Genomic DNA, 17,513 nt, shown 5'->3' with positions numbered 1-17,513 from the left:
GTAGATAATTGATATCTTGAAAGAATTTCAACTATCTGCAACACAATCAACATACTCGAAAGTTATTTTAACAAAAACCCCTCCAAACAACCAAAACAACAACTGTTGCAATTCAGTACCTTGATGTTTATTCGAACACAAACAAGTAGTATTGCACAAATGCACAACACAATACTTATAGGGTCTATGTATTTTTTACAGTAAAAACTGGCAAGGCATGTGCTAATCCATTGGCAATCCCACGAGAAGCGACATAAAGGCAGTTTGAATTTTCCCAAAGTCATGCTACCTCCTTTTTAAGGGAGGAGCCGTCTTTGAAGAGAAGAACTATCAACCGCATTGCCTTTGTTTCCAGCGATACGCCAGAAGCACTTGCTGCACGCCAAGCTCTTGAAAAGATGTATGGATCTGCCTCGCAAGACGATGCGGACGTCATTGTCGCGCTTGGCGGCGACGGAGTTATGCTCTCTTATCTACATAAGTTTATGAACAAAGGCATGCCGATCTACGGCATGAATCGCGGTTCAGTCGGCTTTCTCATGAATGAGTACAAGACTGAAGGCCTGATCGAACGCCTTGAAAAAGCAGAGATAACACCTCTCCATCCACTCAACATTGAAGCTGTCGACAAAGACGGAAACGAGTTCACCGCTCGTGCAATCAATGAAGTCTCTTTCCTCCGCAAATCCCATCAGGCTGCGAAACTGCGCATCTCCGTTGATGGCCGCGTCCGCATGGAAGAGCTGGCCTGCGATGGTATCATTATCTCTACTCCCCAGGGCAGCACAGCTTATAACCTGTCAGCCCATGGCCCGATCCTGCCGATTGACTCTCCCCTGATGGCACTTACACCCATCAGTGCCTTCCGTCCAAGACGCTGGCGCGGAGCTCTGCTCTCGACACAGAACACCGTTAAGATTGAAGTACTTGAAGCAGACAAGCGCCCGGTCAACGCAGCCGCTGATCACCGTGAGTTCCGAAATGTTATCAGCACGACCATCTATCAGGACGCGACAGCTCAAAGCTGCATCATGTTCGATAATGAACACAGCTGGGACGAACGTATCCTCTCTGAGATGTTTAAGTACTAAGACACAACCAGTTGATGCTGTGATCACAACCAAATATGCTAGAAGAAACAACTTCGGGTTGGAATTGCTCGTAAAATAGTTAGATATTATTTCGAATTCGAAATATAATCACACCTACAGCAATGCAGGCTCAGGAATTACGCAGGACAATGGCTTCTTTAACTGGTTCAGATAAATCTTCTCAGGAACACATCCGCGTTCCAAACGACCTTTCCAAAAAAGTCCGGAAGATGTCGACCATTGAAGCTGCCAAGTTCGATCCGGTCAAAGCTGCTGAAGAAGCCATCGAGAAACTCTCTGACAAGTTTGAGAGCTGGATGGGATCGGAAGTCGATTGCCTGAAAGAGACCAATCAGGCAGCTCAGAATGCTGATTTTACAGAGGAAACCTACGACGCACTGTTCCGCTGCGCCCACGATATCAAAGGCCAGGCGGAGACTCTGGGCTTCCCACTGGTTGGCCGCGTTGCAAACAATCTGACACTCTTGCTGGTCGCCGCCAAGACACAAGAGAGCTTCCCGAAAGAGCTCATCGCTCAACACGTAAGCGCAATCAATGCAATGATTTCTGAAGATGCCCGCGACGAAACCAATCGGCTTGGTGTCGCGCTTGTGACAAGGCTGGAAGAAGCAAGCGCACCGCTCACGGAGCTCGTCGACAGCTAATCAAGCAATAATCTGAATACCTTAAGCAACGTCGCTCAGCATTTCAGCTACACGAGTACGTGCACTTTCGCGCGCAGCCTCATTTGAGAGGCGATGCAACAAGTCTTGCAGATCTCCCAGATCCTCAATACCCAGCTCATCTTCCAGCGCAATCAGATCACCCGCTACAATGCGTGACTTGGACCAATGGTCGATCTGCATGTTTTCGACCCGTTGCCAGCTGGCAATACACTCCTGGAAAAGTGCATGCGTGCGATCAGGTAAGCCAGCGGCTGATAAGACGCGTCGCAGCGAAGCACCAAATGGCGTCGCCAATGCGTCAAACACCTGATCCTCCTCATAATCAGACAAACGAGCCAACGAGCTTGTAAGCAAGTTAAAGCAACCGGTTACTGCTGAACGAAGCAAAAGAACGCTTGTCATCTGAGCGGAAACAACCAGATGTTCAACAAGCCCGTGCAGCTCTTTGTCAGAGGCACTCCAGGCCAGTGAAATCGTGGAACGATCCTGCGCATCAGCAACCAGCTGCTCGGGAGCACGCATATTCCTTGCACCAAGCACCTGCGGATGATCACCAAGACCTTCAGTGTAACGCCGCAGCATCATATGTCGGATTTGCAAGGGAACATCATCACGAGACATCAGAGCATCTTTCACGTCCCGGCTTTCGCCAAACCGTGCAACCACACGTTCCATACTGTTGGGTGTGATCTCTGCTTTCTCATTTGCAAGCAAAGCAACACAGGCCTCTTCACAAGCAACTTCGCAGATAGCAGCAGACAAGCCCACCGTAATTTCAGGTCGGCTGGCAACTGCAACACAACGCTGAGTGGAGCCTGTCGCAACAAGATCCACCAGCTCACCTTCTGGAATAGTCGTTGCACCAGAAAGCAAAGGCAGCGCAACTTCATCTTCGTCCACGAGCAAAGCAGAAATGATGTGAGAAGGAACAATCTTTGCAGCGCCAAAGGCTTCTGCAAGAGCGGTCCGAACCGCGACATCACGATCATCAAGCAGGAAGGTCAATGCTGCCTCTGCTTCGCTGTACTCAGAGCTTTCAAGTTCAGAGTACAAGAAAGCACGCACCAAAGCACCAGCCGCCTGTACGCGACTTCCACTTGGCGCATACTGCACCCAATTCAGAAAACTCTTGATAATCATGGCACTCAGAAACCTGTATCCACCAACTATGGGTAGAAATAATTAATCATAATTCTTAAGGCTTCGTTCACCGCACCCGCAGTTTCTCGTAAAACTTGTTTTTTGAAAGATTAGAGCAGCAAGAAACGCCTGTAAGTCACAGGTTCTAGACCTTCTTACTTAAGGACTTTCCACTTGTTTGGGACGGCGCAAGAAATTTGGTCAGGTCCAAAGGCGCACCAGATGGTCGCGCAACTGGTTTTGGTGCAACAAACTGTTGGCTGATTGATTCCTGAACCTCAACACCGGATCGCTTCGTCTCACTCACAGCTTTGGACGCAGTTAATGCTGCCGCTTCATCAGTCCGAAACAGGGACTGAAAAGGAGCCTCATCTTTATCAACCGTCGTCGCACGCCATGCTGTCAGAATGCGACTTTCAACCCGGTGGCTGTCAATCGGCTTAGTGATAGGTCCCCTACGCACACCAACTGCCGGTCGATCTGAACCAGCAATCGTATCATTAAAGCGACCAACCAGGCGGTCATGCACATCACTGACAGTTCGCGCCTGCCCATCCTTATTGTAAAATACAGCCTTATTGGACCGCGCTTGCAGTGGAAACAGGTCCGCAGCCGGGTGCTCTGGTCGGTCCTGAGCAGCATTCAAAAGCCGTAGACTACCATTCACCCCAAGAAAATGCGCAAGATAGAGTTCACCAGCGGACGGATCCCGCCCCAGATTTGAAGAGAGTCCGGAGGCGTTGTCTTTCGCCAAAGCACCAGCAACAAGCGAAGAGATGTCAGGGTCATAACGCAGATCCAGAAGCTGCTGCTTTAGGTGCTTGTTGTCGACGCGGTACTTACCATTTGCATCAACACGAATGTGCTGCGCATAATCTTGCAAGCCCAATTCTTCGCCATTTTTCTTGAGCGTCTCAAGCCAGGTGGACTCGATAAATTGAAAAAGCCCTGAGGCAGAGGAGGTTTTAGCTTTGGCGTTTGGGTCAAAGGAAGATTCACGGGCAGCCGCTTGCAGCAGAAAGTCAAAAGACGTACCTGTTTTGGAACTGGCCTTTTGAAAAGCCGATTCAATACGCCCTGCAATGGAAGGATCGCCTGCAACCTTCACGAGAATCTGCCTCCTATAATACCATTAGTTAATATCTCTTAATATTAGTTAACAAATAGTTAAATTTTAATTTTGCCCTACTGAAATCACTGAGTTATTTGAGTTAAAACAGATTTTTTGCCTATCCTGTTCTCTACGAATTATGCATTACAATTCAATTTCTGATTGGATTCGGAGAAAAACAATGAACTGCCTGCTGAGCGTGATGGCCTCAACATTCGATAACACAGAAGAGCTAAAAGCTCTGAGGAATGTATCACTCGCCATTTTGCCAGAAAAGCCCGTCAGCGAGTTCGAGCCTTATGGCTCGCCAAACACTCTGGCAGAGCTGGGCAAACACCACGATCTTTATCTCACACTAAACGAACCATCAGAGAGCACGATCCTCTCAACGCTCAAGCCCTATGCTCATGTGAAGCCAAGAGGCGTCGTTCCAACCTTCATCAAATCGCGCGCTGATATTGAACGGTTGCACGCGATACTTTCTGTCTTTGAAGCCGAACACGCATTGCAAGACTGCACAGTGAAGATCATTCCTGAACTCGGCAAATATCCTGCAGCCTTTCACAACCTCATGAACCTCTCCAACACCAGCCCGCGCCTAACCGCACTGGCATGGAATGAAGAAGCGCTGAAAGAGGCACTGGACGCGAAACAGTCCAGAGATGAAAACGGAAGTTTGCTGCCGCCGTTTCAATATGCACAAACACAATGCCTGTTTGCTGCAAAATCGGCTCACCTGATTGCTCTGGATACAGCACCAACGGCAGCACCTGAGGATCTGGAAAAATCAGTAGCACTCGGCTTTACCGGCATGAACGCAAACACGCCTGAAGGCGCACATCAGATACAACAGGTATTTTCGAGATAAGAAAAGGGGCGCCTGAGCGCCCGCCATCATGCTTTTTCTGGAAGAACTGGCCGGTCCATCTGAAATACAGAATCAACCACCGAGTAATCCATGTAACCCAACCGGGCCAAAGGCTTCATTTTCGCCACATTGAGCAAGCCGTTTTCAAGCACACTCTCGTCGATATGCACACCAACAACCTGACCCAGTATAAGCCAGCTGTTGGTCTCATTTCCGTCAATATCGACCAGGCGCTGCACATTAACCAGCTTACATTCCAACGCAGTTTTTGCCTCTAAAACGCGTGGAGCCTTGATCAATTTGGACGGCTCTGCCGTTAATCCGGAAAGCTCGAACTCATCAACATCAGTACCAACCATTGCAGAGGACAGATTCATCGCATCTGCAAGATCCAATGTGGCTTGGTTGCAGACAAACTCGCCAGTTTCTTCGATGTTGCGGACAGAGTCTTTGTAACCGCTGGAACCAATCACAACCATCGGCGGTGTATCACACACTGCATTGAAAAAACTGTAAGGAGCCAAATTGCGCACACCATCTTTAGAGACGGTAGAAACCCAACCAATCGGACGAGGTGCAACAACAGCCTTGAATGGATTGTGGGGCAATCCATGCGGCTTATTCGCTTCATAAAACATATACTTACCTCAACTCCTACGCATCAACACCGGAAAGAGAACTTTCAAAATATTCAGTCAATCGGGCAACATCAGGCCGAGGACGCTCACTGGGAACAATGCTAGCGCTTCCGATATGAATGAAGCCTGCAAACCGTTCCCCATCACGAGCACCAAGATAGGCAGCTGCCTCATCATCAAAAGCATACCACTCAGAGAGCCACTGGCCCGCAAAACCCAGTGAAAAGCAGGCATTAAGGAGCGAGACACAAACCGCCCCAACAGCAAGCTCCTGCTCCCAGACCGGAACTTTATGTTCCCGGTTTGGAGAAGACAGAACGCCAATAACCAACGGCGCACGCTTGAAACGCTCCAGCTCCATTGCCTTGGTGTTCTCGCCAAGGGAGCCCTGACGTTTTTCTGCAATTTCAGCAAGCTTTAGACCGATAGGGGCAGCCTGTGAATTGTCATAGATAATAAACCGCCAAGGAGAAATTTTTCCGTGATCTGGAACACGGCAAGCCATTTCAAGAAGCTCTGAAATTTGTGCTTGATTGGGACCAGGATGCACGAGCGTTGCAGCGAGATGGGAGCGACGAGTTTTGAGAAAACTCTTCAATTCTGGAAGGTCTTTAGTTTCCACGGTCTCGATTCTTTTCAGGATTTCAACGATTAAAGCTACGCAATAGTCCTATACAGAATATCAACTGTGTCAATTAAAGGATGGTCTTGCCCCATTCTTGCCACATTGACTACCAATCCCCAACCCACTTAGTAAAAATTTATAAAACACTTCCAAATCACAGTTTGTCACTGTAATCTGATTTCACTCGATAGGGTGTCGGTTTTGTATTTACTGTCGCACACGGGTAACACTTTCTGAAGTAGTAGCGAGAGCACACGTGAAGTTAGAGCGGATATCAACGTTCAGCAAAGAGCTACAACGCGCAGCAACCGCCACAGCATTTTGTGCTGGATTGGCCTTGCTTGGAAACGCCGCTCAGGCTGCAGGTCCTATTCCTGTTTCCAAACCTGCTTTGCCATTCTCTAAAGAAGTGCTGGACTTGGACGCAAAGCCAGACAAGACCATCGCACCTCCTATCAGCTATGATCCGCTCAGCGGTTATCAGGGGCAATCCCTTGCACCAACAATGGGTACGAGCTTCTTGCCGTATGCTCCCCCATCTGTAGGCGCAGAGCAGGCACCTGTCGGCGCACAGCCTGTCCTTTATCTGGTAGCAAAGCTGGCTGAGGGAACACCAAACCTCACACGCGGCCTGAAATGGCGCGTCTACTCTTCAAAAGAAAATGATGATGGATCCTTGACCATGGTCGCGTCCTCTCAAGATCAGGACGCAGAATTCCGCCTCGATCCGGGTACTTACCTCGTTCACACCTCTTTTGGCAAAGTCACAGCAACCACGCGCTATGAACTTAAAAGCGGTGTGAAGACAGGAACAATCATCCTGAACGCAGGTGGTATTCGTCTGGACGCTGCTCTGGGCAACGATCAACAGATGCCACGCAAAGATGTGCGCTTTAACATCTACGATATGACTTACGACACCACAGGCAACCGCGGTCTCATTGCATCTGGCATCAAGCCGGGTGAGCTGGTTCCAGTGAGCGCAGGCACCTACCATGTTGAAAGCCGCTACGGCGATGTCAACGCTGTCGTACGCGCAGATATTCACGTTCAGGCAGGCAAGCTGACCGAAGCAACCCTTTACCATCAGGCAGGCAACATCACACTGAAGCTGGTAAGCGCTAAAAACAAGACATCTTTGGCCAACACGTCTTGGACGATCCTCTCTCCAGGCGGCGACACAGTTGCAAGCGGCAATGGTGCGTTCCTTGATCTTACCCTAGCAGCTGGAACCTATACGGTTATGGCGCGCAACAACGGTGAGATGTATCGCGAAGAGTTCACGGTCAATCCAAGCGTAAACAACGTGGAAGTGGAAGTGCTTGCAGAAAACCCTCTGTAAGACTTGCACAAGATCAAGAATGACCAAGGCGCCTCACTCGGCGCCTTTTTTATTGGCTTACGCGGGCTCTAAGGAGGAGGCCCTACGGGAGAAAAAAGGTTTCCCCCTTTGGCGCCTCAACGCCATCCCGCAAGTTCATAACAGTTGCCTGAAGCTCATCCATCATTTCTCTCTGGCTCTCACATCCCTCTAAAACCTCATAGGAAACAGGAGAGCCAATCCGAGCAAGAATGGTTTGTCCCAAAATGCTCTTGAACTCGCCTATGAGAAGCGACGATCGTAAACTCAGGGAAAAGCGACTGACCATGTGGAACAACGCCGAGTTCTGCCCCTCAAAATAAACCGGCAACACCGTTGCTCGCGCACTTCGAATGAGCTTGGCACTGAACGTCTTCCAAGGCAGTTCTTCTGCCCTGCCAAATGGCTTAGCAGCTGTCGCGACACCACCGCCGGGAAAGATTACGATCGTCACCCCTTCCCGCAGTAATCTCAGCGCTTCCTCCCGTGTTTTCAAATTGGTGCGCAAAGCCTCTTCGGTCTCTTCAAAGTCCACTGGCAAAGCGAAAGGCCGGATTTCAGGCACCTTCAACAGTTCATTATTGATCAGCACGCGGTAAGGACGATTGAGCTGTTCAGCAAGCGAAAGGATCGCGATCCCATCTGCAATGCCATAGGGATGGTTCGCAATCAGCATCAGCGGCTTCCCATCCAGATCAGCGGGCGGCCAGTCGTTTCCGGTACATTCCACACGTAGGTCAATCTGATCCAGCAGATCACGCCAGAGCGCCTGATCAGAAACTGAAAAACCAGCACGCCACTCCTCATAGAGGCCCAACAGCGCTCGCTTGCCAGAGAGCCCTTCAATGCTGCGAATAAGTCATTGCTTCAATTTGGGATGATTACTATTGGCGTAGCTTAAATCCGCGTGGTTCACGACATCCTCACTTCACATAACTCATTTCATCTGAGACGGTTTCGTAAGCTTTCGCAAACTTACGTGAAGTTTAGGCGACAGTGAGGCCAAAAAGAAAAAGGCTGGCAACAGAAACCTGCGGCCAGCCTTCAAAATTTCACTCAGTCTATAAAGATCAGGAAGCCTGCTCTTTCAGATCTGGTGCTGTTGCTTCATCAGTAAGGCTTGCCACCGCCTCATCCAATGTCATTGATGTTTGGTTGCGCGAACCAAGACGACGGATACTCACTGTCTTCTCTTCTGCTTCACGCTTACCAACCGCAATGATCACTGGGATCTTGGCATGAGAATGCTCGCGAACCTTGTAGTTGATCTTCTCGTTACGAAGATCCAGCTCACCGCGCAAACCAGCTTTTTTCAGCGCTGCATGCACTTCTTTCGCATAATCATCTGCATCAGAAGTGATTGCTGCCACAACGAAGTGCTGAGGTGTCAGCCACAATGGGAAGTGACCAGCAAAGTTCTCAATGAGGATGCCGAGGAAGCGCTCGAGAGAACCACAGATCGCACGGTGGATCATCACCGGCTGCTTCTTCTCGCCATCGCTATCGACATAGAACGCACCAAAGCGCTCTGGCAAGGTGAAGTCGACCTGAGTGGTACCGCACTGCCATTCACGACCAATCGCATCGCGCAGAGTGTACTCAAACTTAGGACCGTAGAACGCCCCCTCACCTTCAAGAATGCCTGTCTTGATCTTGCCGCCAGAGTTCGCTTCGATCTCCTTCAGCACTTCTCCCATCACAGCTTCAGCGTGATCCCAAACTTCATCAGAACCAACACGCTTTTCAGGACGGGTTGAGAGCTTCACAACAATCTCTTCAAACCCAAAGTCCTTGTAGACGGACATAATCAGGTCGTTGATCTTGTGGCATTCCGCAGCCATCTGTTCTTCAGTACAGAACACATGCGCATCATCCTGCGTAAACGCGCGAACGCGCATCAGGCCATGCAACGCACCGGATGGCTCATAGCGGGAAACCGCACCGAATTCAGCCATACGCAGAGGCAAATCACGATAGGACTTCAGGCCGTGCTTGAAGATCTGGACGTGACCAGGACAGTTCATCGGCTTAATCGCAAAGACACGGTGATCTTCGGTCTCAGTCGCAAACATGTTCTCGCGGTACCATTCCCAGTGACCGGAGGTTTCCCAGAGCGACTTATCCAGAATCTGAGGTGCATTCACTTCCTGATAGTCATCAGCAAGACGACGACGCATGTAGTTGGTGAGGTTCTGGAACAGCTGCCAGCCCTTGTGATGCCAGAAGACAACACCCGGACCTTCCTCCTGGAAGTGGTACAGATCCATTTCGCGGCCAAGCTTACGGTGGTCGCGCTTCTCAGCTTCCTCAAGCATATGGAGGTAAGCTTTCAGATCTTTCTCATTAGACCATGCAGTACCATAGATGCGGGTCAGCATTTCATTGTTGGAATCGCCGCGCCAGTAAGCACCAGCAACAGTCATCAACTTGAATGCCTGACCGACCTGGCCAGTAGATGCCATATGCGGACCACGGCAGAGATCCAGCCAGTCACCCTGCTTATAGATCTTAACGGTTTGATCTTCAGGGATCGCATCAACAAGCTCAACCTTGTAATCTTCACCCTTGGAAGCAAAGTATTCCTTCGCTTCATCGCGGCTCCAGATTTCCTTGGTGAACTTCGCGTTGCGCTGGATGATCTGCTGCATCTTCTTTTCGATTTTTGGCAGATCTTCAGGTGTGAACGGCGTTTCACGCTTAAAGTCGTAATAAAAACCGTTCTCGATAACAGGGCCGATTGTAACCTGTGTATCAGGCCACAGCTCCTGCACAGCTTCTGCCATCACGTGCGCCGCATCGTGGCGGATCAATTCCAGCGCACGAGGGTCATCGCGAGTAACAAATTCAATCGCAGCACTTGCTGGAATAGGATCAGAAAGATCGCGCAGCTCACCGTCAATCGCGACGGCAACAGCTTTCTTCAAGAGAGATTTAGAAATGCTCCCCGCAACGTCAGCTCCGGTGGAACCAGCGTCATATTCGCGAACGGAATTGTCAGGGAAAGTCAATTGCAGCATATCAAGTCTCCGGCTCACTCCTGCAAACAAGGCAGGTAAGCGGTTTGGTGTTAATCATGGATTGCCTGAATAAACAATTCTTGAAGACGCGTCCAGATGATTTTAAGCGCACCCAACTCTGTTTTCCTCGGGAGAGATCACCTAATCGACAGGTTACACACCTTGAATTACCACTGGTTAGCAAGGGTTTAGCTAGCCTTCCCCCTCCCCACTCCGCATACTGTTTGCAACAACAGGATTCGCAAACTCCATCACAAGGAATGCATGACGCACACTCTACCAGCAACCAGGAGCTGAGCATGACGACGCCAAAGCCAAAGCTCTACTTTGATTTGACCACCTTGAGGCAGAACCGCTCTACCTCATTACAGGCGAATGGCGTCACCAGAACACTCTATGAAACAGCCAGACGCTTTTATAAAGATGACCTTGAAGTCACCTTCATCTGCCATGACGCTCGAACAAACGAATATGTGAGTGTGCAAGCCGATCCTCTATTTAAAGATGATGACCTTAACCCTGCATATCTGCCCGACTTGCTGGGCGCTCCTGTAAAAACATTCCATCTTGAAAAATACAGGAACCGCAAAATCAAAGGACTATTTCACAGGTTGCGGCATACATTGCGCTCACACGCGGATGAAACCATCGGAGCTTATGATGGAGAAGCGCTTGGAGAACCACTCTCCGACATTGACGCTCCTTTCCTTTCATTAGGAAATCTGGAAGAAGCCCGGCGGCTTACAGAATATGTAAAGAGCCGCGCACCATATGTACCAGTTTACGTCATGATCCATGACATCTCTCCTTTGCGTCTCAACGACCCTGAAGAAGATCTCGGCGCAAAACTTTGGCTGGAACATCTAAGGCGAACTGTCACTACAAGACCGCATGTTCTGGCAAACTCTGAGTATACGAGAAGCGATCTGCTGAAATTCCTGGCAGAGCAGAAACTCCCATCCCCTCAGAGCACAAGCGTTGTCCATTTGGCTCATGAATTTCAGGAAACAGAGCCGATCTACCCGCTCAGACAACGCCCGGAGAATGGGTTCTTTTTGCTGTTAGGTGACATTAGATACCGAAAAAATGCGAAGCTGGTTTTTGACGCTTACTTGCACATTCTGGAGCACAATGAGGATACACCTCTGCCACAGCTCATATGTGCAGGCGCAATTCCAAATGGCGCCTTCGCAAGCCTCAACAAAGATCAGCAATATACGACTATTGGCAAGTACGTGACGATTGTCCAATCGCCCTCGCAAGCCGAGCTCACCGCCCTTTACAAAGAAGCAATTGCGCTGGTGTATCCGAGCTTGTTTGAAGGATATGGCCTGCCCGTCGGCGAAGCTCTTTGGATGGGGACACCTGTGCTTGCCTCAAATGCCACTTCCATTCCAGAAGTTGGCGGTGATCATTGCCGATATTTCGACCCGCACAACGCTAAGGAACTGGCCGCCCTGATCCAATCAACATTAAAAACCAAGGACGCCTTACGCGCAGAACTACCCTTAAGGGCTGAGCTCCGGCAATGGCAGAATGTTAAAGAGGATATCTGGCAGGCTATTCAAAGCCACAGCACATCACCGGACAAGCGATCATCCGGCTCAGAGAGCATCTCACAAAAACTGGAAGAGACTTAATTAGGCTTAGCTTGATCGCGTTCGAAGATCTTTACCAGCTGGAAATACTCACAAACCAACTTCATATCTTGAGCAAAGACACCGTTCCGCTCAAAATATTCACGATGCGCGTCCTGCCAAAATTCAAGGCTAAGATCGCCTTCACCTTCCAGCACAGCCCAAATTTCATCAATCTCGTCGAACTGGCGCACATCAACCGTAACCATCTCAATGACGCAAGCGGCTTGCCCCTTACCATCAAGAATAACGAACTGATCACCCGGCTGAGGAAGCGGTTCCCCTTCTTTCTCATAGGAAAGCAGATCGCCACAGGTAGCCGTCTTTGTTCCATTCAGAACAAGCTCAAGCAAGCTGTCAGCAAGGTCAGGGCTGTCGCCAAAAGCATAACTTGGGAGGTCTTCAAAACCTTCAATAGACATGCATCTCTACCGTAACAAACTGATTTTATGAAAGAAAAATGGTGGAGGAGGTTGGATTCGAACCAACGTAGGCATAGCCAGCGGATTTACAGTCCGCCCCCTTTAGCCACTCGGGCACTCCTCCGTCGCATTGGCCAAGTTGGCCGCGCCGTGTGAGGACGGGTTATCTTCATTTGAGCCCCTCTTGTCAACGCTCCTTTGAAATTTGGGTTGGGAAAACATAGGAAAAAACGTTTTTGGCCCTCAATCTGTGAACAACACGCCTCTAGGCAGCTCTCACCTAGGCAAAATCACGTATTTCGCGCACAAAAATTTCATGAATTTCAACACCGGCAGATAGCTTTTCATTAAGCCAAGAACCCGGAACCACTGCAAGTTGCTGGACGCAACTCTACATTAAGCCATTATCTTCAAACGAAATTATGAGTTTCTGTATTGGAGTGCACACCACACTGATCATCCAAAGGTATTCAAATGAGCAGGCACTGGCTTTTCACATATCTTGTCGTCATGGGGTTTGCGCTCACGTCTGGAGCGCGTCCTGCTCACGCTCAGATATCTATTGAACCCTCTCTTGGAACCTCTGGAACTGTCGAACCAGAACCAGATAATGCAGAAGAAGACCCATCCATGATGAGCGGTATGCCGGAATACCAAATGAGCAATCCGCACGACATGCCGGTACCATCCGAACCGACGACTGATCCAACCGCTACTGACAATGAGCAAAGCGAGAGTGACAAAGGAAGTTTTTGGTCGCAGTTCTTTCAGTAGTCTTTGAACTCAATCAAACAGCGGCAAGAATGAAAACAGGATAACCCAATGAAACCCTTAGCAATCCTGAGCGCAAGCGCAGTCTTGTTCATTCATTCATCTGGTCTGGTCGCAGTTGCACAGGTTACGGGAGATGGCCCGCCCGTCCCAACCAGCAAAAGCCTCCAAAGCGACATCCATACACTCGCAGAAACTGGAAGTGGCGCTTCCACTGCAAAAGCCGCCGAGCAATGGTTAGGGAAATCATTGAATTTCGCCTGGACTATTACAAAGGAAGGCGCAGAGGCGATCGAGGAGAAATTCACGACCTTCATATGCAACAGTGAAGCACTCGCCTGGAACACCACCTCCAAACTTGGCAAGAGCAAAGGATCTGCAACCTACACTGTGCAGCAGATCACATCGGAAATTACTCAAATCTCCTGGAAGGATAATCCGCAGGAATCCAATCTCGGATGGGTTTGGACATTAGATGCTGCCAGCGGAAAAGCATACGGCGTTGTTATCAACTCACAGCCCTATGAAAACCTCTCCATTGAAGGAGAGTTCGCGGTTTTGCCAGTCCTAACTGAAGAAGAGAAAAACGAGTTCACCTGCCCTTAGCAACAGGAACGGTTTCTAGTCCGGCAGATCAAAGCGCGTCTTGGGGTCAATATGGTGTCCAGTCCAGTGCCCATAGCGCCAGGGCAGATACCATCTGGAATGCTCGGGCAAACTTGCAGGCACAGGATCATACCCGCTCGCTCCATATGGGTTGCAACGGATGATCCGTGATAACCCAATCCAACCGCCACGCCAAAAGCCGAAACGCACCATCGCTTCAGCTGTATAATGTGAGCAGGAAGGCTGATAACGGCACGCACGCCCGAGTATCAACGACAAACTGTGTTGGTAAATCCAAATAAGCCCGATCCCAACCCGCGCCATCAGGCTGGCAGGCCTCACTTTGGGGAGCGGTTCGGGCTTACACATTTCAGTTGGCCTTAAGCAACGGTAGCTTCAACATCATCAAGCGCTTTCACCAAGGCTTCAAACGCAAGCATGGTGGACGCATGACGCGCTTTATAATCGCGCACCGGTTCAAGGAAGGACAGATCAGCAAAACGACCATTCGGCGGTGGTCCACCTTCCTTCAACATCGCATGGAGCTGCGCATAAGCCTCCCGAATTTCAGAGGGTGAAGCCCCAATAACATGCTGACCTAAAATAGAGGCTGATGCTTGCCCAAGCGCGCACGCTTTCACGTCCTGCGCAAATGAAGTTATTAGACCATCGGCTACACAAACCTCAACGCTCACCGTCGAACCACAAAGCCGCGAGTGTGCTTTTGCCTGAGCTTGCGGGGCATCGAGATGTCCCAACAAAGGGATATTCCCTGCAAACTCAAGGATCTTAGTATTGTAAATGTCGTCCAACATGCAAAACTCTGGCTACTATTCTGACACTCGCTTTATAACTTAAAGCGACCTTGGATCACTCAGTAGTAAGGGAAGACCCTTTCCTAACCAAGACATCTATCTTATATAGGTGGTGCTGCCGAGACCTTGCTAGAGGTCAAAAGCGGAATATCGCAATCTAGCACACATTACCTAGAAGAAACCATAGGTGCCAATTTATTGGCTGTCTAAACGGGTTGTCGTAGTTTATACCCTGCGCCATACTCGCATCTCCTTAGGTAAGCTATAGATTTGCGTATGACAATGGGAAGAGCCTGACTGAAAACAGGCCGACAAAAATAGTTGTTGCGCAGGAACCTATGGCGGGTTCAGTGTTTTTTTAAGAGAAGTATGTCTTAAATTACACTCATCGACTGCGTATTGTTGGAGACATAATATGGACGCTGTTTTGAGACCGGTTACAGAGACCGATCCCACGGCTACAGAAGACAACAAGCTCCCCAACCGCCCTAGCCGGGCTGAAGCTGAGGCTGCTGCACGCGTACTTCTTCAATGGATCGGTGAGGACACCGAACGTGAAGGACTGCTGGATACACCAAAACGCGTGGTAAAAGCCTACGAAGATCTCTTCTCTGGATACAAAGAAGATCCTCGCGAGCACTTGGAACGAACCTTCGAAGAAGTCGGCGGCTACAATGATATTGTACTGCTGAAGGATATCTCTTTCACTTCTTTCTGTGAGCATCATGTGCTGCCGTTCACCGGAAAAGCACATATCGCTTATTATCCAGATCATGCTGTGGTCGGCCTGTCCAAGATCGCACGTGTTGTAGAAATTTACGCACGTCGCCTTCAGACACAGGAACATCTGACCGTTCAGATCGCAACGGCATTGGAAGAATATCTGGCTCCACGTGGCGTCGCCGTCATGATTGAGGCAGAACACCAGTGCATGTCTATGCGTGGCATTCAAAAGCAGGGTGTATCAACACTCACCAACCGGTTCTCTGGTGTTTTTGAAGACAACGCATCTGAACAGGTACGCTTTATGACAATGGTCCGTTCGTAAGCTCGGACCATTCATCACAAAATTCGAGCATTTCATGTCGACGAATATTAAAGCCGACGGCTTCGCGCCGCGTGCTGACAAAAAAGCAATTGAGCTGGGTGATGAACTCTGCCCAAAATTTGACGATAACGGCCTAATCGCAGCTGCAGTTACGGATTTCGAGAGCGGTGAGTTACTCATGGTGGGCTATATGAACACCGAGAGCCTGCGTCGTACAATTGAAACCGGCGAAGCTTGGTACTGGAGCCGCTCCAGACAGGAATACTGGAAAAAGGGCGGCACTTCCGGCCAGGTGCAGGAAGTCATTGAAATCCGGACCGATTGCGATCAGGACGCCATATGGCTGCGCGTCAAGGTGCATGGCAACGGCGCAACCTGTCACGTCGGCTACCGCTCCTGCTTCTTCCGAAAAGTGGACAGCAACGATACAGGCGACGTTTGGCTGGAGAAGACGGAAGTCGCTCCGGTATATGACCCCCAAGAAGTTTACGGGAAAAAACAGTAGGTTTCGCTGTGCCCCGATTCAGTCTTTTTATAGGTTTAAATAGCATAGTTACCCCAAGGTAATTTTGATTATTCAACCGTTGAAAGACAGTCGGGGAGATAGCAGTGCTGCAAAATCTACCTCTGTGGCCAAACAGCAAACAGCCTGTAGAAGAAGAGTCTGAGACACCACCCACCACACCTGAGCCAGAGATCACACCAGGTATCGGATTGGCTCTGGGCGGTGGTGCGGCTCGTGGTTGGGCGCATATTGGCGTACTTAAAGCCCTTTCAGAAGCAGGCATTCAGCCGGACTTTATAGCAGGCACGTCTATTGGCGCTGTTGTCGGCGGCTGTTATCTCTGCGGCAAGCTGGACCAACTCGAAGAGTGGGTTGTGTCGCTTTCTCGCCGCCGGGTCTTCAGCATGGTCGACCTTTCCTTCGGCGGTTCCGGCCTCATCTCAGGCAAAAAAGTCCTCTCATTGTTCGAAGACCACTTCGGCGGGATCATGATCGAGGATCTTGATCGACCTTTTGCAGCAGTTGCAACGGAGCTTGGGACCGGACACGAAATCTGGTTAAAGAAGGGTCCACTCACGCAGGCAATGCGGTGTTCCACCTCCCTCCCCGGCGTGTTCGAGCCGGTCGCATATGGTGGCCGCTGGCTGGTGGACGGTGCGTTGGTCAATCCAATCCCAGTCTCAGTTTGCCGCGCGATGGGCGCACGAGCTGTGATCGCAGTCAACCTCAACTCCGACACATTCGGCCGAGGCTCTACAGTTGTCCATGAACTGCCCCCAATCCCGAAAGACATGATCCCGGAGATCGATAGCAAGCTGCAAAAAGATCCGGGCGGCGCAATCAAGCGCGTCTTGCGACGTCAAATATTCGGTGGGAAGCCAAAAGGATTGCCGGGCATCTCCGGCGTAATGATGGACAGCTACAATATCATTCAAGACAGGATTGGGCGCTCACGGCTTGCAGGAGACCCACCAGACAACATTCTGACACTGCGCCTCTCACATCTGGGTCTTTTCGACTTCCATCGTGGTGAAGAAGCAATTCGCGTTGGATACGAAACCACATGCCGTGCGCTCCCAGAACTCCATCAACTGGCAGAGATGCAGCCTTGATGAAGTGCATTGACCAACAATGTATTGATAAGAAATAGGCTGGATGGAACTGCTGTGCCTT

The 17,513-nt window shown here is 49.9% G+C and carries 19 protein-coding genes and 1 tRNA gene; 10 read left to right on the top strand and 10 right to left on the bottom strand.

The annotated features are described in order from the left end of the window. The first annotated feature begins 314 nt into the window (after nt 1-314). Together PsW64_RS14605 and PsW64_RS14600 are read left to right on the top strand one after the other, a co-directional pair. A complete protein-coding gene (locus PsW64_RS14605) occupies nt 315-1,091 on the top strand; it encodes an NAD kinase (protein ID WP_063289517.1) in 777 nt (258 codons plus the stop codon). A 149-nt stretch (nt 1,092-1,240) separates the two neighbouring features. Continuing rightward, a complete protein-coding gene (locus PsW64_RS14600) occupies nt 1,241-1,756 on the top strand; it encodes an Hpt domain-containing protein (protein WP_057462504.1) in 516 nt (171 codons plus the stop codon). 21 nt (nt 1,757-1,777) lie between these two features. Here PsW64_RS14600 and PsW64_RS14595 read toward each other — a convergent pair whose 3' ends face one another. Both PsW64_RS14595 and PsW64_RS14590 read right to left on the bottom strand, forming a co-directional pair. Further along, nucleotides 1,778-2,917, bottom strand: coding sequence for a DUF2336 domain-containing protein (locus PsW64_RS14595; RefSeq protein WP_063304074.1), 1,140 nt, complete (start codon nt 2,915-2,917; stop codon nt 1,778-1,780). Between the two features lie 145 nt (nt 2,918-3,062). After that, the gene (locus PsW64_RS14590) at nt 3,063-4,025 is read right to left on the bottom strand and encodes a lytic transglycosylase domain-containing protein (protein WP_063304073.1); all 963 of its coding nucleotides are present in this window, start codon (nt 4,023-4,025) and stop codon (nt 3,063-3,065) included. A gap of 184 nt (nt 4,026-4,209) precedes the next feature. Between PsW64_RS14590 and PsW64_RS14585 the strand changes: the two genes are divergently transcribed. After that, a complete protein-coding gene (locus PsW64_RS14585; protein ID WP_063304072.1) occupies nt 4,210-4,896 on the top strand; it encodes a hypothetical protein in 687 nt (228 codons plus the stop codon). 26 nt (nt 4,897-4,922) lie between these two features. Here the strand turns inward: PsW64_RS14585 and PsW64_RS14580 are convergent, their stop codons facing one another. Next, the gene (locus PsW64_RS14580; RefSeq protein WP_063304071.1) at nt 4,923-5,534 is read right to left on the bottom strand and encodes a flavin reductase family protein; all 612 of its coding nucleotides are present in this window, start codon (nt 5,532-5,534) and stop codon (nt 4,923-4,925) included. 16 nt (nt 5,535-5,550) lie between these two features. Next, nucleotides 5,551-6,156 carry a nitroreductase family protein gene (locus PsW64_RS14575; RefSeq protein WP_063304070.1) on the bottom strand — a complete coding sequence of 202 codons (606 nt, stop codon included), beginning with the start codon at nt 6,154-6,156 and terminating at the stop codon, nt 5,551-5,553. A gap of 259 nt (nt 6,157-6,415) precedes the next feature. Here PsW64_RS14575 and PsW64_RS14570 point away from each other — a divergent pair, with 259 nt between their 5' ends. After that, nucleotides 6,416-7,501: a hypothetical protein gene (locus tag PsW64_RS14570; protein WP_063304069.1), complete on the top strand. Its 1,086-nt coding sequence runs from the start codon at nt 6,416-6,418 to the stop codon at nt 7,499-7,501. Between the two features lie 82 nt (nt 7,502-7,583). Here PsW64_RS14570 and PsW64_RS14565 read toward each other — a convergent pair whose 3' ends face one another. Together PsW64_RS14565 and thrS are read right to left on the bottom strand one after the other, a co-directional pair. After that, nucleotides 7,584-8,375 (bottom strand): 1-acyl-sn-glycerol-3-phosphate acyltransferase, encoded by a 792-nt coding sequence (locus tag PsW64_RS14565; RefSeq protein ID WP_244277281.1) that lies wholly within the window; start codon nt 8,373-8,375, stop codon nt 7,584-7,586. Between the two features lie 214 nt (nt 8,376-8,589). Then, on the bottom strand, nt 8,590-10,536 hold the full coding sequence (thrS, locus tag PsW64_RS14560) for a threonine--tRNA ligase (RefSeq protein WP_063289525.1): 1,947 nt from the start codon (nt 10,534-10,536) through the stop codon (nt 8,590-8,592). 299 nt (nt 10,537-10,835) lie between these two features. On the opposite strand from thrS, the gene PsW64_RS14555 reads away from it, so the two are divergent. Further along, nucleotides 10,836-12,176: a glycosyltransferase family 4 protein gene (locus PsW64_RS14555; protein WP_208980799.1), complete on the top strand. Its 1,341-nt coding sequence runs from the start codon at nt 10,836-10,838 to the stop codon at nt 12,174-12,176. Here PsW64_RS14555 and PsW64_RS14550 read toward each other — a convergent pair. Both PsW64_RS14550 and PsW64_RS14545 read right to left on the bottom strand, forming a co-directional pair. Continuing rightward, entirely contained in the window at nt 12,173-12,595 is a 423-nt protein-coding gene (locus PsW64_RS14550) for an ASCH domain-containing protein (RefSeq protein ID WP_063297978.1), read from the bottom strand. The genes PsW64_RS14555 and PsW64_RS14550 overlap by 4 nt on opposite strands. A gap of 39 nt (nt 12,596-12,634) precedes the next feature. Next, nucleotides 12,635-12,719: transfer RNA gene (locus PsW64_RS14545), tRNA-Tyr, on the bottom strand. A 350-nt stretch (nt 12,720-13,069) separates the two neighbouring features. Between PsW64_RS14545 and PsW64_RS14540 the strand changes: the two genes are divergently transcribed. Then, the gene (locus PsW64_RS14540) at nt 13,070-13,369 is read left to right on the top strand and encodes a hypothetical protein (RefSeq protein WP_063304067.1); all 300 of its coding nucleotides are present in this window, start codon (nt 13,070-13,072) and stop codon (nt 13,367-13,369) included. Between the two features lie 48 nt (nt 13,370-13,417). Next, complete coding sequence (locus PsW64_RS14535) at nt 13,418-13,972, top strand: hypothetical protein (RefSeq protein ID WP_063304066.1); 555 nt, start codon at nt 13,418-13,420, stop codon at nt 13,970-13,972. Between the two features lie 15 nt (nt 13,973-13,987). Here PsW64_RS14535 and yidD read toward each other — a convergent pair whose 3' ends face one another. Continuing rightward, nucleotides 13,988-14,296 (bottom strand): membrane protein insertion efficiency factor YidD, encoded by a 309-nt coding sequence (yidD, locus tag PsW64_RS27155; RefSeq protein WP_200962240.1) that lies wholly within the window; start codon nt 14,294-14,296, stop codon nt 13,988-13,990. 56 nt (nt 14,297-14,352) lie between these two features. Beyond that, nucleotides 14,353-14,787, bottom strand: a complete 435-nt coding sequence (locus PsW64_RS14530) for an iron-sulfur cluster assembly scaffold protein (RefSeq protein WP_063304065.1) — start codon at nt 14,785-14,787, stop codon at nt 14,353-14,355. A gap of 415 nt (nt 14,788-15,202) precedes the next feature. Between PsW64_RS14530 and folE the strand changes: the two genes are divergently transcribed. The 3 genes from folE (at nt 15,203) to PsW64_RS14515 (ending at nt 17,452) form a co-directional block, all read left to right on the top strand. Next, the gene (gene folE, locus PsW64_RS14525) at nt 15,203-15,835 is read left to right on the top strand and encodes a GTP cyclohydrolase I FolE (protein ID WP_063304064.1); all 633 of its coding nucleotides are present in this window, start codon (nt 15,203-15,205) and stop codon (nt 15,833-15,835) included. A 34-nt stretch (nt 15,836-15,869) separates the two neighbouring features. Beyond that, the gene (hisI, locus tag PsW64_RS14520; RefSeq protein WP_063289530.1) at nt 15,870-16,340 is read left to right on the top strand and encodes a phosphoribosyl-AMP cyclohydrolase; all 471 of its coding nucleotides are present in this window, start codon (nt 15,870-15,872) and stop codon (nt 16,338-16,340) included. Between the two features lie 98 nt (nt 16,341-16,438). Then, entirely contained in the window at nt 16,439-17,452 is a 1,014-nt protein-coding gene (locus PsW64_RS14515) for a patatin-like phospholipase family protein (RefSeq protein ID WP_063289531.1), read from the top strand. Nucleotides 17,453-17,513 lie beyond the last annotated feature (61 nt).

The sequence above is a fragment of the Pseudovibrio sp. W64 genome, from assembly GCF_001623145.1.
In the GTDB taxonomy this organism is placed as follows: Bacteria; Pseudomonadota; Alphaproteobacteria; order Rhizobiales; family Stappiaceae; genus Pseudovibrio.
Note: the sequence above shows the minus strand (reverse complement) of the source record. Positions and strands in the feature narration are given on the sequence as shown.